Source organism: Dellaglioa sp. CoH-56-MRSF-14 (assembly GCF_056782115.1).
On the sequence record NZ_JBXAYB010000004.1, the window covers coordinates 74,712 to 96,912 of the forward strand.

Sequence of the window (22,201 nt, forward strand, 5' to 3'; positions counted from 1 at the left end):
TAGACTAAGAGTTTAAAGCGAACAAAAATAATACAATAGGAATGGAGAATATGATGACAAGCGAAAAGATACACATTGGATTACTTTTTGGTGGTAATTCATCAGAACATGACGTTTCAAAACGTTCAGCACATAATATCTACGATGCAATGGATAAAAATAAGTACGAAGTTAGTTTATTCATGTTTACAAAGGAAGGTGTACTACTTGGAGATGCTGCTTCACGTCGCATTTTTGATGGCGAACCAGAAGCAAAAGTTGTTGAAGATGTCTTACCAACAATTGATTTTACAAATCCGTTAGCTAATATCATGAGTTTAACTGAAGTTAAAGATATTGATCTTTTTTATCCAGTTATTCATGGTAATATGGGTGAAGATGGTACAATTCAAGGATTATTTAAACTTTTAGATAAACCATATATTGGTAGTGATGTTCGTTCATCAGCAATTTCATTTGATAAAGATTTAACTAAGAAAATGTTAACGTTAAATAATATCAGAAATACTAAATATTTGGTTGTTAAGGCCAACAATCGTGCTGAAATGACTTACGCACACATTAGTAAGGAACTTGGAGAAGTTGTTTTCATTAAACCAGCTAACCAAGGATCATCAGTTGGTATTCATAAGGCACATAACGAAAAAGAATTCCTTGAAGGTATAGAAGATGCATTTTTATATGACACAAAGCTTTTAGTTGAAGAATCAATCGAAAATCCTGATGAAATTGAATGTTCAATTCTTGGAAATACTGATTTAAAAGCTTCAAAATTAGGTGCAGTTATCGTACCTAAATCTGATGTATTTTACGATTACAATAATAAATTCGTTGATGCTTCAGGTGTGGAATTTGAAATGCCTGTTGAATTACCAGATGAATTAACAAAAGAAATCCAAGACATGTCATTACGTGCTTTTGAAGCATTGGGTTGTCGTGGTTTAGCACGAATTGATTTCTTAGTTAAAGATGGTATTCCATATCTTGGTGAACTAAATACGTTACCTGGATTCACAAACATTTCGCTTTATCCACAATTGTGGGAAGTTTCAGGAATTGGTTATTCAGAATTAATTGATAAATTAATCCAATTAGCATTCGACGAACATGCCGCTGTTAAAGAATTACATTATGACTTTACTGAATTACCTGAAATCTAAATTTTAAGAAGATTATTAGTCTGGAGACAGCACTAGTAATCTTTTTTATTTGAGTGAAGGAGAGAATAGAATATGGAAAGATGCCCATGGGCCCAATCGGGTAATCAGTTAATGCAAGATTATCATGATGAAGAATGGGGAAAGCCGCTTTATGGCGATCAACAACTATTCAGATTATTGAGTTTAGAATTAATGCAAGCAGGGTTGAGCTGGAAGACCGTTTTAAATAAACGTAATCATTTTAATCACGCTTTTGAAAATTTTTCAATTTACAAAGTTAGTCAATTTGATGAAGATAAAATTGCGGAACTAATGGAAAATGCAGATATTATTCGAAATAAGCAAAAAATTATCGCTATTATCGCGAATGCACAGGCGATCATAAGAATGAACCAAGATGGGCAATCATTTGATTCATTTTTATGGGAATTTGTAGCAAATAAACCAATTAATAATCTCTGGCGACATGCAGAGGATGTTCCAGCTGAAACCGACATTTCAAAAAAGTTATCTAAAGAATTGAAGAAATTAGGGTTTAAGTTTGTTGGTCCTAAAATTATTTATTCATTGATGCAAAGTATGGGTATGGTAGATGACCATATTACTTTATGTAAATTCAAGACAAAATAAAAAGAAATTAACCAATTATGGCTAATTTCTTTTTTTATTTTTTAAGATTATTTTTAAGAGCAGGTGTGTTATTTAAATCTGTTCGAACAACTAAGACATCAGAAACAGCAACTCGAGTTACGTATTCTGTAACTGAACCAATTAATAATCGTTCGACTGCATTCAATCCAGTAGCGCCGATCACAATTAAATCAATATCTAAATTAATAGGAACATTTTTAGCAATAACTACTTTTGGAGAACCATACTCAATTGAGTAGTCAACATTCTTAAGACCAGCTGCTTTTGCTTGTGCAATATACTTATTCAATGTCTCTTTTGCTGTATCACTAACTTGTTCAACCATTGACGTATCAAAACTTGAGATATTTTGGAATGCTCTAGTGTCAATAACATGCAAAAGATGAAGTGTAGAATCTTCGCCATTTCTTAAAGCTACTTGTACTGCTTTTTCGAATGCTAATTTTGCTTCATCAGAACCATCTACAGGAACTAAAATATTTTTATATTGTTGTAACATGGTCGGCCACCTCTTTCTTTTATATACCTCTATTTTACGACAAAACGAATGAAAATAGAAGTAAAAACGGTTACAAAGTTAGATTAATGCATAAAAAAAGATAAAATAATTGTTAAAGCACCAACCGTAAGGCAGGCTAGAGTAACTAGTATCCCACAAAATATGGGTATAAAAATGATTACTGAAATTAAGCCAACTAAGCTTTCAATACAGATAATTAACCCAAAGACAAGTAGTATTGAGCTTAGCACCTGGTTTGACTCAGGTTTAAATATCATAAAATTTTTGTTGCGATGTGAGAATAAGTAATAGCCGATAGTCAAGAGTAAGAGTGAAAGAACGGCTAAAAGTATCCGAATTAACATTTAAAGACTCCTTTATTCTTAATAAAAAAAGTCTGAGCAAACATAGTTTGCCCAGACCATCAAAGCAAAAGCTTTGGAATATCCGCGTAGTGCCGTTAATCATCTTCGTGAGTTGAGCCCGCAGTGAAGCAGGTGGCATCGACTGTACTAGCCTCTAACTACCAAGTGAAAAGGCTTGAAATTAGCTAGCCTATCAAGTTGACGCCTAGGTATAATTATTTGTTCGGTCAACATTCTAATAAGATAACGCGTACACTTCAGAACTTCATCTTTAATATAGCACAGACTTTTAAAAGGTGCAACAATTATGATGTAAGCGGCAACAAATCATCTTTTTGATGGATGTAATTTACTATATTGTTCTTTAAGTCCTTGTTCATAACGCCCGTTTGCTTTAGGCTCATAATAATTAGCATCTTTCAATTTATCTGGAAGATATTGTTGGGCAACCCAATCATTTGGATAGTTATGTGGAAATTTATAACCAATACCATGACCTAAATCTGCAGCACCTTTGTAATGTGAATCTTTTAAATGAGCAGGAATATCTCCAAAACCACCTTTTTCAATATCAGCAATTGCATTATTTATGGCAACATTTGCCGAGTCTGATTTGGGTGAGAGGCAGAGATCAATTACTGCGTTAGACAGAGGTATTTTAGCCTCTGGAAAGCCAATTTTTTCTGCCGCCTGTACAGCAGTTAAGGTTCTAGCACATGCTGCAGGGCTACTTAATCCGACATCTTCGTATGCCATTGTGATTAAACGCCTTGCAATTGTAGGTAAATCACCAGCAAGAATTAAACGTCCTAAGTAATGTAAAGCCGCGTTAACATCGGAACCTCTTACTGATTTTTGAAAAGCAGAAATAACATCATAGTGAGCATCGCCATCTTTATCATGGGTTAATGCTTTTCTTTGTAGACACTCTTCTATGACTGATAGTGATAAGGTAATGACACCTGAACTATCAGGTGGGGTTGACTTAGCAGCTAGTTCAAGTGCATTCAAAGAACTACGTAAATCTCCGTTGGTTGCTCGCGCTAAGTGTAACCGTGCATTAGCTTCTAAATTAATATTAAGATTTCCGAGACCAATATTTTTATCTACTAGTGCACGATCAAGTGCAGTTTCAATATCATTTTCGTCTAAAGGTTTAACTTCAAAGATTTGTGTTCGACTTCTAATAGCTGGATTGATGGTAATGTAAGGATTTTCTGTTGTTGCACCGATTAAAATAATTTGGCCACTTTCTAAGTGGGGTAATAAGAAGTCTTGTTTAGGTTTCGTTAATCGATGGATTTCATCTAAAAGTAAAATAACAGTACCGCTCATTTTTGCTTCTTCAGCTACGATTTCAAGGTCTTTCTTAGAATCAGTTGCAGCATTTAATTTACGAAATGCATACTGAGTTGATCCGGCAATAGCACTGGCGATACTCGTTTTACCAGTGCCAGGTGGTCCGTATAAAATCATAGATGAAAGCAGTTTTGCTTCGACCATTCGTTTGATAATTTTACCTGGACCAACAAGGTGTTGTTGGCCAACGACTTCTTCAATTTTAGTTGGTCGCATTCTGAATGCAAGTGGTTGTAACATATGTGGCTCCTTTCACGTTGATTACTAAAGAATAGTATAGCATATTGCATAAATTTAATTGGCACAATGGATTGCAAATATGAAGGATTAATTCAAATATTTGGTACAATGTAATAGACAAATGAGGAGGCACAATGATATGAAACTAGATGCAATCGGATTACAAATTCAGGAAGAAAAGCTCGCACCTCTACTTAGAAAATCGTTGATAGGATTAGAGCGAGAAACTCAAAGAGTGAAGAATACGGGAGTGCTGAGTTCAACTGATCATCCTGAATCATTAGGAGATAGATTTAAACATCCTTATATAAAAACAGATTTTGGCGAATCACAAATGGAATTTATCACGCCACCAATTGAGGGGGCTGATAATGTTATTAACTATCTAGATGCCATTCAACAAGTCGCAACACAAGAATTGGATAGTGATGAACAGTTATGGCCATTGAGTTCAATTCCTAAATTACCAGTGGATGAATCTAAAGTAAGAATAGCGCATCCAGATGAATTAGGATTTATATACCGAAATAAATTAGCAGAAAAGTATGGAAAAAAACGTCAACTTTTTACGTCTGTACATCTTAATTTTAGCTTTCCAGAAAAAGTAATTCAGATTTTATTTGATTCTGAGTTTCATAGTTATTTTAATTCTTATATAGAATTTCATAATTACGTCTATTTAAAAATTGGACGCAAATTTATGGAAAAGAGTTGGCTTACAACTTACTTGTTTGGAGCAACACCAATTGTTGAAAGTACTAATTATAATGCTTGTCATCCGGTTAGAAGTGTTAGAAACAGTGAATTTGGCTATACCAATATTGATAGTTCAGTTCAAGCTTCTTATCGATCAATTAACTCATACGTTACGTCACTTAATAAGATGGTCCAGAATGGTAAATTGTTATCATTTTCTGAATATTATGGAGATGTACAATTTAAATCAGCTACTAAAAAGGAAGATACATTAATTTCATCTGGTGTTAATTATATTGAACTCCGTGGATTTGATGTTGATCCATTTTCTCGTGTTGGTATTCAAGGTGACACAATTAAGTTTATTCAATTATTAGCGGCTTACTTTCTAATGACGCCAGATATGGCAGAAAATGAAGTTGATGATATTATATTTAAAGCGAAACAATTAAAAAATGAGGTGGCAATAGAAGACCCTAAAACAACCTCGATTGTTAAAAATGCTGCAATAAAACTGCTGAACGAATTAATTTTATTTAATGATAATTTTTATCTAGATAAAAATTTAGAGGATACATTAGTTCAATTTAAATTACAATTTGAACGACCTGAATTGAGTCTGAGTGCAAGGATAGTTGATGAAGATATTAATAAATCGTTGGCTGATTTTGCAATGGAACAAGCAAAATCTAATAAGATAAAGTATCAGTCACAGTTAAGTTCATTGATTGGCTTTAACTGTTACTCGAAAAATACGCAGCTTATTTTAGCAGCGTTGATAAAAAGAGGGTCTTATTTTGATCTTGTTGACAGTGATTTGGACGTCATACGGGTGAACGGACATCTTCTGCAAAATGGGGTAATTTCTGATTTAGATACCAGTGTTTTAAACAAAATTGCATATGACAAGCAAACAACTAAAAAAATATTGGGCAACCTTGATATTAAAGTTCCTAGTAGTATTAATGTACACACTTTAGATGAAGCTATGAACTATTATGCAGATGTAGTCAACAAAGCATTAGTTATTAAGCCAAGATTCATAAAGAGCAGTCAAGCAACACATGTATTTCGAGTGGCTCCGACGTTAAGCGAGTATAAAGAAGCCGTTAAACGTATCTTATCAATTGATACACAAGTTTTAATTGAAGAAATTACTGTTGGGTCAGTCTATCGATTTATGATTGTAGGTGGCCATGTAAAGGGTATTGTTGAAAGATTACCAGTTAGTGTAGTTGGCGATGGACGAAAGACGTTGGCACAGTTAATTACAATAAAAAATGCACAAGTAGAACGTACTAGTCAAGGTCCATGGTATCCGCTTAAATTGTCAGAAGTTGAACATCAAACAATAGCATCACAAGGTATTACTGAATCAACTGTTATTTCAAGAGGGTCTGAAGCAATCATTAGATATGATAGTAATTTTTATTCGGGTGCAAATCAAAATGAAGTTAGCAATCAAATGGACGAATCATATATAGCGTTAATTGAAGGTTATGCAAAACGTTTAAAAATGACGATGGGGGCAGTTGATGTGGTTATTCCTAACTTGTATATAGCATATGACTATAGACATAGGGATGCTTTAACCGTTCTTTCAATTGAAACGGCTCCTGATTTATCGATAAATTCGTTTCCTAATTTTGGAGATAACCAGCCTATTGCTAATGAAATAGTAAAGATTTTAGAAACCAAATAAAAAACTTAAACTACACTTAATATAAAAGTGTTAGTTTAAGTTTTTATGCTAATCGAATAAATTTTCAAAAAATGATTTTTTCTTTTCTGGCGTTTCAACTTGTATAATTGGATATTTTTCATTAATATCAATAACAGATTCATTAATCGCATTTTTTTCAGAAGCGACAACTAGCCCCATAATTTCAACCCCATCAGGAGTATCATTATTTGATGTTAATGTAAATTTAACATCATGCTTATGCGTTAAGGTGATGTATGGGGCTAATATATTCTGATCAATTGTACCATTAAGTAGAACATGATAGTCGGGATGTTCAAGTAGTTCTTTTTCAAATCCAGCCATATTTTTAGATGCTGTTACCTCAGCAACAGTCATTGCTAGGCTGACCCGCTCTCTAAATGTCCCTAAGTACTTTCTTTGTTCATCGGGATGAAGTTGAGGTGTTCCGTAAAGGCCAGATTGAAGATGTGGATCTAAGTTATTTTCAGTCATGGAGTTGACCACCTTTCAGTAAGTTATGAATTTAGCATACCATGTTTGATACAAAAGGAGAGAGCGAAATGTTTATAAAAGATGATTTTTTAATTTTTAAAGATCAAACATTAGACGGACGATTAAAAAAAATAAAGACAATTATTGATCCCAAATTCGAAAAGGTGGGAGCTGAACTACTACCTTTTTTAGAAGAACAATTAGGAATTAAAATGTATTTGCACATTGCAAAACATGCTAGAAGATCAAAAAATCCACCGCCTGATACTTGGATGGCTTTTAGCGAGAATAAACGTGGCTATAAAATGATGCCACATTTTGAAATTGGTTATTGGGATGATCGGTTATTTATCTGGTTATCTGCATTAGCAGATATTAAAGACAAAAGCTTGTATGAAGAGGGCGTTTCTGAATCAATAATAATGATTCAGAAACTAGAAGATACTTTCGTGTGGTCAGTGGATCATACAAATAAAGAGACGGGTACTTTAGCAAACACAATAACACTTACTGATAGTCAAAAGTGGAGTAGTGTACAAACTAAAGAACTATTGATTGGACAGAATTTAGCTATTGAAGATGAGTTTTTTAGCTTAAATGAATATAAACAACTAAACGACTTGAAAAATACATTACTGCCACTAATTGAAATCTATAAAATATGGACAAAAAAAACATCTCATTAAGAATGAGATGTTTTTTAATTTGAAATTATAATTTGTTGTAGTATTCAACGATAAGTGATTCGTCGATATCTGCTTCAAGTTCTTCACGTTCTGGTAAACGAGTTAATGAACCCTCTAATTTATCAGCATCAAATTGTACGAATTGTGGACGGCCAACTAATGCTTCCATTGCGTCTTTAACAATTTGTAAACTCTTTGATTTTTCACGTAATGAGATTACTTGACCGATTTCAACTGCGTATGAAGGAATATCAACGCGGTTGCCATCAACAGTAATGTGACCATGGTTTACCAATTGACGAGCTTGGCGACGAGTAGAAGCCAAACCTAAACGATAAACAACGTTGTCTAAACGACCTTCAAGTAAGATCATGAAGTTAACACCATGTTTACCTTCGCGAATTGTACCAGCTTTAATAAATAAGTTAGCAAATTGACGTTCTGATAAACCGTACATCATACGAAGTTTTTGTTTTTCTCGTAATTGTAAACCATATTCTGATAATTTACGGCGATTGTTTTGACCATGATCACCGGGTGCATAAGGACGACGAGCTAATTCTTTACCAGTACCTGTTAAAGAAAGACCTAATCGACGTGAAACTTTCCAACTTGGGCCAGTATAACGTGACATATATAAATTCCTCCAATATTTGTTTTGGAGTAAAATAATCCTTTGTGAACTTAGTATTCGTGCAGTTTGTTTTGCAATGTTCACCTTTGCAGCTGAAAGGGTACTAATTGAACCAAGACAATTGGGCAACAAACTGTTGACGAGCTTACCGTCCACCGCTGCATTATTTTACACAAGACTCATCATACTGTCTTTTTAAACTAATGTCAATTTGTTTTCACGTTTGTTTACATAATAAAAAGAATGTATATAATTAATAACATTAATTTCTATAAATAATAGATAAAAGCTAGTGAACGCTTTAAAGGTCTATGATATAATGATTAGAAGCATAAAATTTGAATGTGAAAAGTAAATATAAATTTTAGTAAGCTAAAGGCGGGATTAGGATATGACACAGATTTTTGTTGGAATAATAGTAGTAGCCATTATTATCTATGCAACAGCGTTTTTTCTTCAGAAACGCAATGAAAAAAAATTCGAAACATTTCGTGATCAAGTAAAGGTTATTGCTCATTCTGAAGTTGAACAACAGCTTCAGTTAACGAAGGATTTGGGGTTAACAGGTGAAAGTCTTAAAACATTTTCAGCATTACAATCAGACTTTAAAGAAGTGCAAAATGCAAAATTGCCTAAAATTTCGACACAAATTAATGAAGCATATGAAGCAAACTCGAAATATCAATTTCTTTCTAACCGTCAATTAGCGGCAGAAATAGAAGTAAAATTAATTTCAAGTGAAAAAACACTTAAAGGGATTGAAAAAGCATTAACGTCGTTGAAAGAAAGTGATGAAAGTAATCATCAAGCTGTTGATTCACTTGAAAAAAAATATCAGGATTTACGTAAAACATTATTATCAAAGAACTTTTCGTATGGACCTAGTATCGATAAACTTGAGGATAAACTAACTGGTCTTGAAGATGATTTTGACCGTTTTTCAACATTAACGAGTGCTGGAGATCATGATACGGCTGAAAAAGTTTTAAGTAAGTTAAGAGAAGATACAACTTCGTTAGAAAAGATTCTTGATGAGATTCCACCACTATATAAAAGTTTGAAGAACGAATTTCCAGATCAACTTGCTGAATTACAATCTGGTTACATGAAATTAACGGATGAAAATTATAATTTTCCAGTGGGGGATGACATCCCTAAACAAATAGACGAAATTCAAACACGTGTTGACGAAACATTACTTAAATTAGAGAACCTAGAAGTAGCGTCAACAATTGTTGCAGTTAATGACATGGCTAATCAAATTGATTATTTATATGATGTTATGGAAAAAGAGTTGGCCGCAAAAGATAAGATAGAAAAGCAAGAAGAAAGTTATCGTAAATTCATTGATCATGCTGAAAAACAAAGTCAAATGCTTTTAGTTGAATTAGATAGATTGGGTCAAAATTATGAATTAAGTCATAATGAATTAGAAGACGCGCAAAAATTAAATCAACAAATTAGGGACATTGATGCACAACATGATACTGATAAAGCGGTTATTGATTCTGGTGAAGCAATTTATAGCGAGATGGCTGAGCGAGTTGAACAAAACTCTAAGTTGTTAGAAAAAATTGAATCTGAACAACAAAAAATTGATGCTAGTATTCAGGATTTACGTAGCAATGAAAAAAAGGCCAGCGCAACAATTCAAAGATTTGATATTGAATTACATCAAATTAAAAGACAAGTTGAACAGGTTAATCTTCCAGGACTACCTAATGATTACTTAGATTTTTTCTATGTTGTTAGTGATGAAATTGAAGAAGTTGAAGTAGCAATTGGTAAATTAAGAATTAACATTGAAAAAATTGCAAAACAAATTATCGATATTGAAGCAGATCTTGAAAGTTTAGAAGATAAGACACACGATCTTATTGATAGTGCATCGTTATCTGAGAGTTTACTACAATATGCGAATAGATTTAGAAATTCGAATGAAGAGATTGCAATTGCATTTGAAAAGGCAAAGCAATTATTTAATAATGATTTTAATTATGCAGCTAGTTTGGAAACAATTGCGACTGCATTAGATAAAGTAGAGCCTGGTTCATATAAAAAAATAGAGAAACAATATTATGATAATATGGAAGACAGCTTTGAAATTGAATAGTAACTATATTAAGTGGGGACTAGGGCATTAATTTGTTCAGTCGCCACTTTTATATTCTATAAAGAAACACCAGGGATGAATAAAAAGTGTCAATCTGGTACGAAGTATATTATAATGAGAAAAGTATTTTTCAGAAAAGAAGGTAACTAATGATTTATTTTGATAATAGCGCAACAACAAAAATAACGCCCGAAGTTTTAGATACATATAATAAAGTTAGTGACCAAGTATGGGGTAATCCATCTAGCCTAAATAACTTAGGTGAGATAGCTCATAATTTATTAGAGCAGTCACGCCAACAGATCGCAAGCTTATTAAATGTATTTGAAGATGAAATATTATTTACTGGAAGTGGAACTGAAGGTGACAATTGGGTAATTAAAGGAACGGCTATGGCAAAAATGAACCATGGTAAGCACTTAATTACGACAACCGTTGAGCATCCTGCTGTTATGAATACAATGGCTCAGCTGGAACAGCTTGGTTTTGAGGTTACCTATTTGCCAGTTGATGATGAGGGGCGAATTAGTATTGATGATTTAAAGGCTGCTTTGAGATCTGATACTATTTTAGTTTCAGTTATGGCAGTTAATAATGAAATTGGAACCATTCAGCCTTTAGTTGAAATTGGGGACGTACTAAAAGATTATCCAACAGTTCATTTTCATGTGGATGCTGTTCAAGCCATTGGTAAAGGTGTGCAAGAAGCTTTTATGAGTGACAGAGTAGATTTTGTAACGTTCTCTGGGCATAAATTTCATGCGCCACGTGGAGTAGGGTTTATTTACAGTAAAAGAGGTCGTCACATTGAACCACTTCTTACAGGTGGTGGACAAGAACATAACTTACGTAGCGGAACTGAAAATGTACCTGCAATTGCTAGCATGGCAAGAGCATTGCGATTATTATTAACAGATGAAACTAAGATGGTGATGAAACAAAAAGCTGTTAAAGAATTAGTTTTCAACCATATTAGTAAGTTTGATAAGATTACAACTTTTTCAAAATTACAATCAAATTTTGCGCCACATATATTGTGTTTTGCAATTGAGGGTGTTCGTGGCGAATCAATTGTTCATGCATTTGAAAGTGAAGGAATATATATTTCAACTACAAGTGCTTGTTCATCAAAGAAAAATCAAGCATCTGGCACATTATTAGCAATGAATGTGCCAGAACCGCTTGCTAAATCAGCCGTTCGAATCAGTTTTGATGGAAATAATACGCTAGAAGAAGCAAAAGAATTTAATCGTATTTTTGATATTTTGTATCATAAATTTGAAAAAATTAATTCTAAATAATGAGAGGATGTCGACATGCAATATACAGAGATAATGGTTCGTTATGGCGAACTATCAACAAAAGGAAAAAATAAGAGGAACTTTATTGATCGCCTAGGAACAAACGTTCGAAATAGTTTACATGGTTTTGATGATTTAGTTGTTAAAGCAAATCGTGATCGGATGCACATTAATTTAAACGGTGACGACAGCGAATTAGTTATGCAACGTTTATCACAGGTTTTTGGGATTCAAAATTTTTCACCTGCAATTCGCGTTGAACAAGATATGGATTTAGTTAAAGAAACAGCTGTAGCAATGATTAGTGAGCAATTTGTTGAAGGGACAACATTTAAAGTTAACACACGTCGTTCTGATCATGATTTTGAATTAGATACTAATGAGTTGAATGACGAACTAGGTGGCTGGATTTTAGATCACGTGCCTGGCATTACTGTTAAAATGAAACAGCCTGATATTATTTTACGTGTTGAAGTTCGTTCAAATGGGATTTTCTTATCTTCTGAAACGCGTCAGGGTGCTGGTGGTTTACCCGTTGGTACTGCTGGTAAAGGGATGTTAATGTTATCAGGTGGAATTGATTCGCCTGTTGCAGGGTACCTTGGTATGAAACGTGGTGTTTCAATGGAGATGGTTCATTTCTTCAGTCCACCATATACAAGTGAACAAGCTTTAGCTAAGGCTAAAGAACTAACAGTTAAATTGACACCTTATGTTGGAACGATTCAATTTATTGAAGTTCCTTTTACTGAGATTCAAGAGCAAATTAAACATGATGTACCAGAACCATATTTAATGACCATAACACGTCGTTTCATGTTACGTTTAACTGAAAAAATTGCCGAATTACGTGGTGGATTAGCAATCTTTAATGGAGAATCATTAGGCCAAGTTGCTTCTCAAACACTTGAAAGCATGGTTGCAATTAATGACGTTACAACAATGCCAATTATTCGACCAGTCGTTTCAATGGATAAAAATGAAATTATTGATGTTGCTAAAAAAATTGATACATTTGAACTTTCAATTAAACCATTTGAAGATTGTTGTACAATTTTTGCCCCACCAGCACCTAAAACAAAGCCTCGTTTAGACCGTTCAAGGGAATTTGAAGCTCGTTTGGATATCGATGGCTTAATGGAACGTGCATTGGCAGGTGTCAAGGTTAGCAAGATTCGTGTTGGCGAAGAATATTTAAATGAAAATAGTGAATTATTCGCAGAATTACTATAGTAGCACTTTAAAAGATTAGACAAATCGGTCTAATCTTTTTTTGTCCAATCAAATAAGTCGCTTCTTAAACAGTAATTGAGTAAGATAGAGATAAATAAAGAAAGGGTGGTCAATTATGAAAGTAACTCGTCATGGTAGTGAAATGGATACAGTTGGGGAAGCACCAAAAGTAGGGGAAGTTTTTCCTACAGTTAATGCGTACGATGAAAATGATCAAGTTGTAACATTACCTAAAAGTACAGGTAAAAAATTAGTATTAAGTGTTGTTCCAAGTATTACGACAAGTGTTTGCAGTATAGAAACAAAACGTTTTAATATGGAAGCAGATAATTTTAGAGATATCGAATTTATTACCGTATCTGATGATTCAAAAGAAGATCAAAAAAATTGGTGTGCCGCTGAGGGTGTAAACAATTTACAATTGCTTCATGCAGATAAGGGGAATTTTGCGAAAGTTACTGGATTAGATGTTCCGGAATTTGGTCATATGGCTCGAATGGTTTTCATTTTAGATGAAACTGGACATGTTATTTATGAAGAACTGGTTACGGAAATCTCAAATGAGCCAGACTACGCTAAACTACTTGAAGAATTAAAAAAATAAAATATTGACGATTTTCAGAATAAACGCTAAAATGTGACTACAGACAAAGAATGAGAACACCAGTCATTTCAGAGATAAAATGCTAGGCTGAAACATTTTAATTAGACATTATGGTGGTAGCTCAGGAGTCGTTATTCTGAAATTAAGTAGGAATAACCGGACATTATTGTTCGTTAAAAAGTAATTAAGAGGGGTTAAAACCCAATTTAGGTGGTACCACGGCACTGTCGTCCTAAAACAGAAATGTTTTTTGATGACGGTGTTTTTTTATGCCTAAAATAAAATTGATAGATGAAAAGGAGAACTCATGACAAAAGAAGTTGAATTATCAACAAAATATGATCCAAGTCAGGTTGAACCTGGCCGTTATGAAGAATGGTTGAAAAAAGATTTATTTAAACCTAATGCTAATCCAGAAGCAAAACCTTATTCAATCGTTATTCCACCGCCTAATGTTACTGGTAAATTACATTTAGGCCATGCTTGGGATACAACATTACAAGATATTTTAATTAGACAAAAAAGAATGCAAGGCTTTGATACGCTTTGGTTACCAGGAATGGACCATGCTGGAATTGCAACACAAGCAAAGGTTGAAGCTAAACTAGCTGAACAAGGTGTGACGCGTTATGATTTAGGCCGTGAGAAATTTGTACAACAAGTTTGGGATTGGAAAGATGAATACGCTGATGTTATTCATAAGCAATGGGCTAAAATGGGATTATCACTCGATTATAGTCGTGAACGTTTCACATTAGATGACGGCTTGTCAGATGCCGTAAAAAAAGTCTTTGTTAATTTATATAATAAAGGATTAATCTATCGTGGCGAATACATTATTAATTGGGATCCTAAAGCAAGAACCGCTTTATCAGATATTGAAGTCATTCATCAAGATGATGAAGGTGCTTTTTATCATGTTAAATATCCATTCGCTGATGGTTCTGGATTTATTGAAATAGCGACAACACGTCCAGAAACGATGATGGGCGATGTCGCTGTTGCTGTTCACCCTGATGATGATCGTTACAAAGATATTGTTGGTAAAAAAGTCATTCTACCACTTGTTAACAAAGAAATTCCTATTATTACAGATCATTATGTTGATATGGCATTTGGGACAGGGATGGTTAAAATAACACCTGCTCATGATCCTAATGACTTTGAAGTAGGTAATCGCCATGACTTACCTCGTATTAATACAATGAATGAAGATGCAACAATGAACGAAAATGCTGGTAAATATGTTGGCATGGACCGTTTTGAAGCACGTAAAGCAATTGTTAAAGATCTTGAAGCTGAGGACTTAATGATTAAGATTGATCCAATTACACATAGTGTTGGTCATTCTGAAAGAACTGGCGTTCAAGTTGAGGCCCGTTTATCAACACAATGGTTTGTTAAAATGAAACCACTCGCAGAAGAAGCTTTGAAATTCCAACAAGGGGATGACAAAGTTGGATTCGTCCCAGAACGATTTGAAAATACATTTACACAGTGGATGGAAAATGTTCATGATTGGGTTATTTCACGTCAATTATGGTGGGGACATCAAATCCCAGCTTGGTATCATAAAGAAACTGGCGAAATGTACGTTGGTGAGGTTGCACCAACTGATATCGAAAATTGGGAACAAGATAATGATGTCTTAGATACGTGGTTTTCAAGTGCTTTATGGCCATTTTCAACAATGGGTTGGCCAAATACTGATGCACCTGATTTTAAACGTTATTTCCCAACTAATACGCTTGTCACAGGATATGATATTATCTTCTTCTGGGTATCACGAATGATTTTCCAAAGCTTAGAATTTACAGATGAACGTCCATTTGAACACGTTTTGATTCATGGATTAATTCGTGATGAGAATGGCCGTAAAATGAGTAAATCACTTGGTAATGGGATTGATCCAATGGACGTTATTCAAAAGTATGGAGCAGATGCACTTCGTTGGTTCCTATCTAATGGATCTGCACCAGGACAAGATGTTCGTTTTAGTTACACTAAAATGGATGCTTCTTGGAACTTTATTAATAAAATTTGGAATGCTAGTCGATTTGTTATTATGAATTTAGATGGTGTGGATAAAATTGAATTACCAGCTAAATCAGAATGGCAGCTTGCTGACAAATGGATATTAAGCCGATTAAATACAACTGTTTCTGAAGTTACACGCTTATTTGATGTCTTTGAATTTGGTGAAGCTGGTCGTGCTCTATACAATTTCATCTGGAATGACTTCTGTGATTGGTATATTGAAATGAGTAAAGAAAATCTTAATGGTGAAGATCTGACAGTTAAGCAAAATACACAACAAATTTTGGCTTATGTTTTAGATCAAACATTGAAATTGCTTCATCCAATTATTCCATTTGTAACTGAAGAACTTTGGTTAACAATGCCTCATGAAGGGGAATCAATTGTTGTTGCAGATTACCCAGTGGTTCATCCAGAATTTGAAGATGAACAATCAGTTATTGATATGAACAATTTAATTGAATTAATTCGTGCTGTTAGAAATAATCGTGCAGAAGTAAATGCACCTATGTCCAGTGCAGTTGATTTATTGATTAAAACAACTGATGAAAAAACAAAGATTATTTTTGAAGACAATCAAGAATTTATTCAACGATTCTGTCATCCTAAGGAACTTCAAATCAGTTCAAATGTTGTTGCTCCTAAGCTAGCAATGACGTCTGTAATTACGGGAGCAGAGATTTATATGCCACTTGCTGAACTAATTGATTTGAATGACGAAATTGTTCGTTTGGAAAAAGAAGTTAAAAAACTTGATGTTGAAGTTGTGCGTGGAACTAAAAAATTAGGCAATGAAAAGTTTGTTGCTAGTGCACCTGAGGCAGTAGTTACAAAAGAAAAAGAAAAATTAGCAGATTACCAAATTAAATTAACAGCAACTAAGGAAAGAATTTCTGATTTAAAAGCAGAAGTTTAATCTAACAAAATAGACTTATTTCGGGTACAATATACCTGAGATAAGTCTATTTTTTTTAGAAAGCGGGACGGAAAATTGATCACAACTTACGAAGAGGCACTCAATTTTATTCATGGGCGAACAAAATTTAAAAAAAGTCCATCTTTGAATAGAATGCGAGCATTTATGGAACGCTTAGATAACCCACAAGGTAATATCGCGATGATTCATGTTGCTGGAACGAATGGAAAGGGCTCAACAGTTGCATTTTTACGTGAATTATTAATTGCACAAGGGTTGAATGTAGGAACTTATACTTCACCATTCATTGTTAAATTTAATGAACGTATTTCCTTAAATGGACAGATGATTGATGATACCGCCCTTTTACATTTAGTAAATGTCGTGAAACCAGTTGTTGATCGAATGGATATTGAACTAGCCGATTTTGAGGGGGGACCAACTGAATTCGAAATTATTACTGCAATGATGTTTGTATACTTTGGCAGCATAAATCCTGTAGATATTGTAGTTGTTGAAACGGGCTTAGGCGGGAAGTATGATTCAACTAATATTATTGATCCAATTATTTCAGTTATTACAACAATTGGTCTAGATCATATGAAAATATTAGGTAATACAATTGAAAAGATAGCGCAACAAAAAGCAGGTATCATTAAACGTAATCGGCCTATTATCGTTGGTAGAGTAACTGATGAAGTCTTTAGCGTGATTAATAATGAGGCTAAATTAAAAAATAGTCCTATTTTTCGATTAGGAGTGGATTTTAATGCTAAATCTGAGGGAACAAAATCATCATGGGAAGAAATTTTAACGTATACGTCGAATAAATTGAATATTAAACAACTTTCTGTGCCATTATTAGGTGAATTTCAAGATGAAAATGCAGCAACAGCAATTGCTACTTTTGAGAAGGTTGCTGAAATTCAGGGATGGGCCATTAGTCCTAAATCAATTAGGCAAGGTATTTCAGAGACACGATGGCCAGGACGTTTTGAAAAAGTAAATGATGAACCGTTAGTTATTTTAGACGGTGCGCACAATAGCGCAGCAGTGGATCGGATTACGCAGTTGCTTAAAACGCATTTTCAAGATAAAGAAATCACAATTATTTTTGCAGTACTAGCGGATAAGCAAGGCAAACAAATGCTGGAAAAATTAGCTGCAGTTCCTCATGTACGAGTTATACTAACTCAATTTTCAGGGCCACGTCTAGTAAGCAAAATAGATGATTTCAACGTTAATAAGTTTGATAATGTCTCCATTCAAGAAAGTTGGAAAGAGGCATTAGTTCAAAGTGTTGGCGAAATGTCTTCTGATGATTTATTACTTGTGACAGGATCGTTGTACTTTATTTCGGAGGTTCGTAGTTATTTTGTATCAGAATAATTTAAATAAGTGAATTTCTCGTATTTAATAAAAAATAGGAGGAATCACCATGTCACTTATTTCTAGTTGCTCAAATGAATATCTACTGGAACAAATCCAAAAGTATCAATGTGATAATTTATCAGATAAAGAGCTTTTGACGGTTGTTTTTAGTTTATTATTAACGAACCCTAATGATGTTGGAAAGTGTGTTAATAATTTTTCTTCACGTTACCAATCTTTAAGCCAACTAAAAAAATGTTGTTTAAAAGATTATCAGTTATTGATGGATGGGAATAATCAGTCTACAGCATTACAATTACAAGCTATTGTTACACTGGGAACACGAATCAACAGTGAACCTCATTTTATTTGTGGACAAATCTGTTCAAGTCATGATGCTGGGGTTAGAATGGTTGCTGAGTTAGGTGGATTAAACCAAGAGTTTTTAATTGGATTATTCTTGGATACAAAAAATCAAATTGTAAAACAAGAGACATTGTTCATTGGAACTTTGAATTCAGCAACGGTCCATCCAAGAGATATTTTTGCAGTTGCATTAAAATATGGTGCAGCTAAAATTATATTGGTCCATAATCATCCGAGTGGGCATGTGACACCATCTAAGAATGATATTATTTTCTCTAAAAGAGTTGAAAAATGTGGTATTCTTATGGGAATTGAGCTGTTAGATCATATTATTTCGGGTAATACTAAATATCTTAGTATGAAAGAAGAGGGCGTCCTTTGATTATCAAGGGTGCTCTCTTGTTCTATGAAATTAGATATGATAAACTTAATAAGATTATGGATTCAAAATTAATTACCTTATAATAATTTAAGATAAACTTAATAAAAATTAGTAAATATTGAATGAAATCTCACTTTTGATTATGATATAATGTAAATACTACGAATAAAAGCGCCTAGAAGGCTGACGATGAAGGGAAGAAAGACTGTGTTTGGATTTGGAACAAAGAATATAGGAATTGATTTAGGAACAGCTAATACAATCGTGTATGTTGAGGGAAAAGGTATTGTTTTACGTGAACCTTCAGTCGTCGCTAAAAATGTTAAAACTGATGAAATTGTTTCTGTTGGAGAAGATGCTCGTGCAATGATCGGTCGTACACCAAGTAGCATTGTGGCTATTCGCCCAATGAAAGACGGTGTAATTGCTGATTATGACACAACAGTTGCTATGATGAAATATTACATTCAAAAAGCTTTAGGTAAATCTGCAGGTAAACCTTATGTAATGGTATGTGTTCCTAGTGGCGTTACAGAAGTTGAAAAACGTGCCGTTATTGATGCAACTCGTGTTGCCGGTGCGCGTGACGCCTACGTTATTGAAGAACCATTTGCTGCAGCAGTCGGCGCTGGATTACCAGTGATGGATCCAACGGGTAATATGGTTGTTGATATCGGTGGTGGAACAACAGATGTTGCTACAATTTCATTAGGTGGTATTGTTTCAAGCCGTTCTATCAGAATGGCTGGCGATAAATTGGATGAATCAATTGTGTCATATATTCGTCAAAACTTTAATTTATTGATTGGTGAAAGAACAGCTGAACAATTAAAAATGGACGTTGCATCTGCATCAGTTAAAGATGCTGCATCAATTGAAGATACAACTATCAGAGGACGTGATTTGATTACGGGTCTTCCTAAAACAGTTACTGTAAAAGCAACTGATATTGCAGTTGCTATTCAAGAATCTATTGCTGAAATCATTACTGCTATTAAGGAAACATTGGAAGAAACTTCTCCAGAAATTGCTGCTGATGTGATTGACCATGGTATTGTATTAACAGGTGGTGGTGCATTATTAAAAAACCTATCAGAAGTTATTTCTGAAGTTACAAAAGTGCCTGTTTTTATTGCTAATGAACCACTCGACTGTGTTGCAATTGGTACAGGTGAATCATTAAAAAGTATCGACGTCATGAAGAAAAGATAGATTTTAAAAATCACATAAGCTAAAAATGAAGAGGTTGGTGGTTTATTTATCCAGCCTCTTAATTTTTTAGTTAATTATAAGGTAAGTGGAGGATAGCGAACATGCAGAAATTTTTTTCAAATAGAAGACTAATCATCATTTTAATAGCCATTATTGTGAGTTTTAGTTTAATTTCATTTTCAGTTTCCGTTAGAAATAAAAAATCAACACCACCGCTCATTCAAGAATTTGGTAATGATGTTGTTGGTCTATTTGATAGAGCAGTTAGTTATCCTGCAAATGGCTTAAAAAGTTCAGTTATTGGTATTTCTGATCTTTTAAATACATATCAAGAAAATCAAAAATTAAAAAAACAAGTTGATAAATTAGCACAAGTTCAAGTGGAATCAGACACTGTTAAAAATGAGAATAAACAGCTGAAAAAGGAATTAAAATTGGACAGTACATTGACTGATTATACTTCAATTAATGCATCTGTTTTAACGCGATTACCTTCTGGTTGGCTAAATCAACTTGTGATAAGTAAAGGTAGTGCGTCTGGTGTTAAAAAGAACGCACCAGTGATGGCTGGTTCTGGATTGATTGGTCGTGTTATAGAAGTTAATAAAACAAATAGTAAAGTTGAATTAATATCGACTACTAATGATTCTGCTAATAGATTTGCAGTTCAAGTAAATAATTCAAACGATGATATTATTAATGGTTTAATTACTGACTATGATAAAACAGATAATTTATTAATTATGGGTCAAATTACTTCTAAGAAAGCCTTGAAAAAAGGTGATTCTGTTGTCACATCTGGTCTTGGAGGCACAACACCAAAGGGTTTAAATGTTGGTGTTGTGTCTAAAGTTGAGCAAGGTGATTATGGACTTGCTTCTAAAATTTATATCAAACCTGCAGTTGATTTGAGTGACCTAACGGTTGTAACAGTTGCTCAGACGTTGGATTAGAAGGTGAGATTAGATGAGAAATAAAAATAGACAGTATATTTTTCCGTTAGGACTTATTATTTCCTTTTTTTTGGATGGTACAATACAATTTGTTTTTATGGAACAGTTACAATCACAAACGACTATCATGGTTAGTCACCTGTTGTTGTTATGGTTGATAATGGGTATCTTTTACTCAGATAATAAGCATCTTGAATTATGGGCGTTTGGTGTTGGTCTAGCATTTGATAGTTATTATGCCGGTATTTTGGGTATTTATATGATTTTGTTACCATTAATTGTTTATTTAACTAAAATAGCATATCAATATTTCGAACCATCTTTTATTGTGATATTACTCATTTATTTTATTGATTTGGCAGTTTTAGAAGTTTCGTATTATGCAGTCAATGAGATGATTGGATTTGCTAATGAATCTGTAACAACATTCGTTAGTACTTCGTTTGGACCAACTTTAGCTTTTAATCTGGTGGTATTTATTATTTTGTACTATCCAATATCAAAATTAATGAATTTAAGTAACCGATATAATTAAAATTCAGGGGTGAACGTAGATGCAAGGTGTTATTTTAAAAGGTTATAAAGATGGTTATGAAATTATTCTTAAACAGGATTTCGGATTTGATAAAATTTTGGTTGAACTTAGAGAATTATTTAATAATTTAAGTGCTGAAAAAAAGAATGCTGATGAAACGGTTATTTCGTTTGATATTAAAACAGAAAATCGATTGTTTTCAGCAGATGAAAAGCAAAAAATCGAAAAAATTATTTCTGAATACCGTAATTTTAAAGTACACAAAATCGAATCTGAAGTAATGACCATAGAAGATGCTAATATTTTAAAAGAAAATGACAACGTTCATTTATGCTATCTAACAATTCGAAGTGGACAAATAGTTGATTTAAAAGGTGATATTTTATTTTTAGGTAAATTACATCAGGGTGGTCAATTACGAGCTGCTGGTAATATTTTTGTTATGGGTGAAGTTCAAGGTGTCATTCATGCTGGATTTAACAATAATACAGATAGCATTATTGTGGGCGATGTTTCAGCTGCTTCACAAGTACGAATTGGTGAATTAGTTGATATTATAGATGATGAAAAAGTAACAAACAGTCAAGATACTGTAATCTATGTTAATGATTTACATATTATAGATTATGGCAATCGAGATGAATTAAAGTCACTTCGACCAAAATTATTTAATCATGCTGGAGGATATTAA

General features: G+C 33.6%; 19 protein-coding genes and 1 other annotated feature. Of the genes, 15 read left to right on the forward strand and 4 right to left on the reverse strand.

Annotated elements, in window-relative coordinates:
* The first annotated feature begins 53 nt into the window (after window positions 1-53).
* Together AC1RPX_RS05555 and AC1RPX_RS05560 are read left to right on the forward strand one after the other, a co-directional pair.
* Window positions 54-1,160 carry a D-alanine--D-alanine ligase family protein gene (locus AC1RPX_RS05555; protein ID WP_409022784.1) on the forward strand — a complete coding sequence of 369 codons (1,107 nt, stop codon included), beginning with the start codon at window positions 54-56 and terminating at the stop codon, window positions 1,158-1,160.
* Between the two features lie 72 nt (window positions 1,161-1,232).
* The gene (locus AC1RPX_RS05560) at window positions 1,233-1,790 is read left to right on the forward strand and encodes a DNA-3-methyladenine glycosylase I (RefSeq protein WP_481761660.1); all 558 of its coding nucleotides are present in this window, start codon (window positions 1,233-1,235) and stop codon (window positions 1,788-1,790) included.
* Window positions 1,791-1,824: 34 nt separating this feature from the next.
* On the opposite strand, the gene AC1RPX_RS05565 is transcribed toward AC1RPX_RS05560, so the two are convergent.
* Window positions 1,825-2,310 carry a universal stress protein gene (locus AC1RPX_RS05565; protein WP_409022337.1) on the reverse strand — a complete coding sequence of 162 codons (486 nt, stop codon included), beginning with the start codon at window positions 2,308-2,310 and terminating at the stop codon, window positions 1,825-1,827.
* 692 nt (window positions 2,311-3,002) lie between these two features.
* Entirely contained in the window at window positions 3,003-4,274 is a 1,272-nt protein-coding gene (locus AC1RPX_RS05570; protein ID WP_481761661.1) for a replication-associated recombination protein A, read from the reverse strand.
* Window positions 4,275-4,413: 139 nt separating this feature from the next.
* Here AC1RPX_RS05570 and gshAB point away from each other — a divergent pair, with 139 nt between their 5' ends.
* Window positions 4,414-6,672: a bifunctional glutamate--cysteine ligase GshA/glutathione synthetase GshB gene (gene gshAB, locus AC1RPX_RS05575; RefSeq protein WP_481761662.1), complete on the forward strand. Its 2,259-nt coding sequence runs from the start codon at window positions 4,414-4,416 to the stop codon at window positions 6,670-6,672.
* Between the two features lie 48 nt (window positions 6,673-6,720).
* On the opposite strand, the gene AC1RPX_RS05580 is transcribed toward gshAB, so the two are convergent.
* Window positions 6,721-7,167: a YueI family protein gene (locus tag AC1RPX_RS05580; protein ID WP_481761663.1), complete on the reverse strand. Its 447-nt coding sequence runs from the start codon at window positions 7,165-7,167 to the stop codon at window positions 6,721-6,723.
* Between the two features lie 68 nt (window positions 7,168-7,235).
* Between AC1RPX_RS05580 and AC1RPX_RS05585 the strand changes: the two genes are divergently transcribed.
* Window positions 7,236-7,853 carry a DUF1054 family protein gene (locus AC1RPX_RS05585; RefSeq protein WP_481761664.1) on the forward strand — a complete coding sequence of 206 codons (618 nt, stop codon included), beginning with the start codon at window positions 7,236-7,238 and terminating at the stop codon, window positions 7,851-7,853.
* 25 nt (window positions 7,854-7,878) lie between these two features.
* Here AC1RPX_RS05585 and rpsD read toward each other — a convergent pair whose 3' ends face one another.
* A complete protein-coding gene (gene rpsD, locus AC1RPX_RS05590) occupies window positions 7,879-8,487 on the reverse strand; it encodes a 30S ribosomal protein S4 (RefSeq protein WP_409022342.1) in 609 nt (202 codons plus the stop codon).
* 391 nt (window positions 8,488-8,878) lie between these two features.
* Here rpsD and ezrA point away from each other — a divergent pair, with 391 nt between their 5' ends.
* The 11 genes from ezrA (at window position 8,879) to AC1RPX_RS05645 (ending at window position 22,201) form a co-directional block, all read left to right on the forward strand.
* Window positions 8,879-10,600 carry a septation ring formation regulator EzrA gene (gene ezrA / locus AC1RPX_RS05595; protein ID WP_481761665.1) on the forward strand — a complete coding sequence of 574 codons (1,722 nt, stop codon included), beginning with the start codon at window positions 8,879-8,881 and terminating at the stop codon, window positions 10,598-10,600.
* Between the two features lie 149 nt (window positions 10,601-10,749).
* Window positions 10,750-11,901, forward strand: coding sequence for a cysteine desulfurase family protein (locus AC1RPX_RS05600; protein WP_481761666.1), 1,152 nt, complete (start codon window positions 10,750-10,752; stop codon window positions 11,899-11,901).
* A 15-nt stretch (window positions 11,902-11,916) separates the two neighbouring features.
* Window positions 11,917-13,134, forward strand: a complete 1,218-nt coding sequence (gene thiI / locus AC1RPX_RS05605) for a tRNA uracil 4-sulfurtransferase ThiI (RefSeq protein WP_409022345.1) — start codon at window positions 11,917-11,919, stop codon at window positions 13,132-13,134.
* Between the two features lie 115 nt (window positions 13,135-13,249).
* A complete protein-coding gene (gene tpx / locus AC1RPX_RS05610) occupies window positions 13,250-13,738 on the forward strand; it encodes a thiol peroxidase (RefSeq protein ID WP_481761667.1) in 489 nt (162 codons plus the stop codon).
* A 37-nt stretch (window positions 13,739-13,775) separates the two neighbouring features.
* Window positions 13,776-13,976 (forward strand) — a binding site (T-box leader).
* A gap of 69 nt (window positions 13,977-14,045) precedes the next feature.
* On the forward strand, window positions 14,046-16,691 hold the full coding sequence (locus tag AC1RPX_RS05615; protein WP_481761668.1) for a valine--tRNA ligase: 2,646 nt from the start codon (window positions 14,046-14,048) through the stop codon (window positions 16,689-16,691).
* A 75-nt stretch (window positions 16,692-16,766) separates the two neighbouring features.
* Window positions 16,767-18,080: a bifunctional folylpolyglutamate synthase/dihydrofolate synthase gene (locus tag AC1RPX_RS05620; RefSeq protein WP_481761669.1), complete on the forward strand. Its 1,314-nt coding sequence runs from the start codon at window positions 16,767-16,769 to the stop codon at window positions 18,078-18,080.
* A gap of 49 nt (window positions 18,081-18,129) precedes the next feature.
* Complete coding sequence (radC, locus tag AC1RPX_RS05625) at window positions 18,130-18,810, forward strand: RadC family protein (RefSeq protein WP_481761670.1); 681 nt, start codon at window positions 18,130-18,132, stop codon at window positions 18,808-18,810.
* A gap of 207 nt (window positions 18,811-19,017) precedes the next feature.
* Entirely contained in the window at window positions 19,018-20,022 is a 1,005-nt protein-coding gene (locus AC1RPX_RS05630) for a rod shape-determining protein (RefSeq protein WP_409022785.1), read from the forward strand.
* Window positions 20,023-20,123: 101 nt separating this feature from the next.
* Window positions 20,124-20,975, forward strand: a complete 852-nt coding sequence (gene mreC, locus AC1RPX_RS05635; protein WP_481761671.1) for a rod shape-determining protein MreC — start codon at window positions 20,124-20,126, stop codon at window positions 20,973-20,975.
* 13 nt (window positions 20,976-20,988) lie between these two features.
* On the forward strand, window positions 20,989-21,510 hold the full coding sequence (mreD, locus tag AC1RPX_RS05640) for a rod shape-determining protein MreD (RefSeq protein ID WP_409022351.1): 522 nt from the start codon (window positions 20,989-20,991) through the stop codon (window positions 21,508-21,510).
* A 19-nt stretch (window positions 21,511-21,529) separates the two neighbouring features.
* Window positions 21,530-22,201, forward strand: a complete 672-nt coding sequence (locus AC1RPX_RS05645) for a septum site-determining protein MinC (protein ID WP_409022352.1) — start codon at window positions 21,530-21,532, stop codon at window positions 22,199-22,201.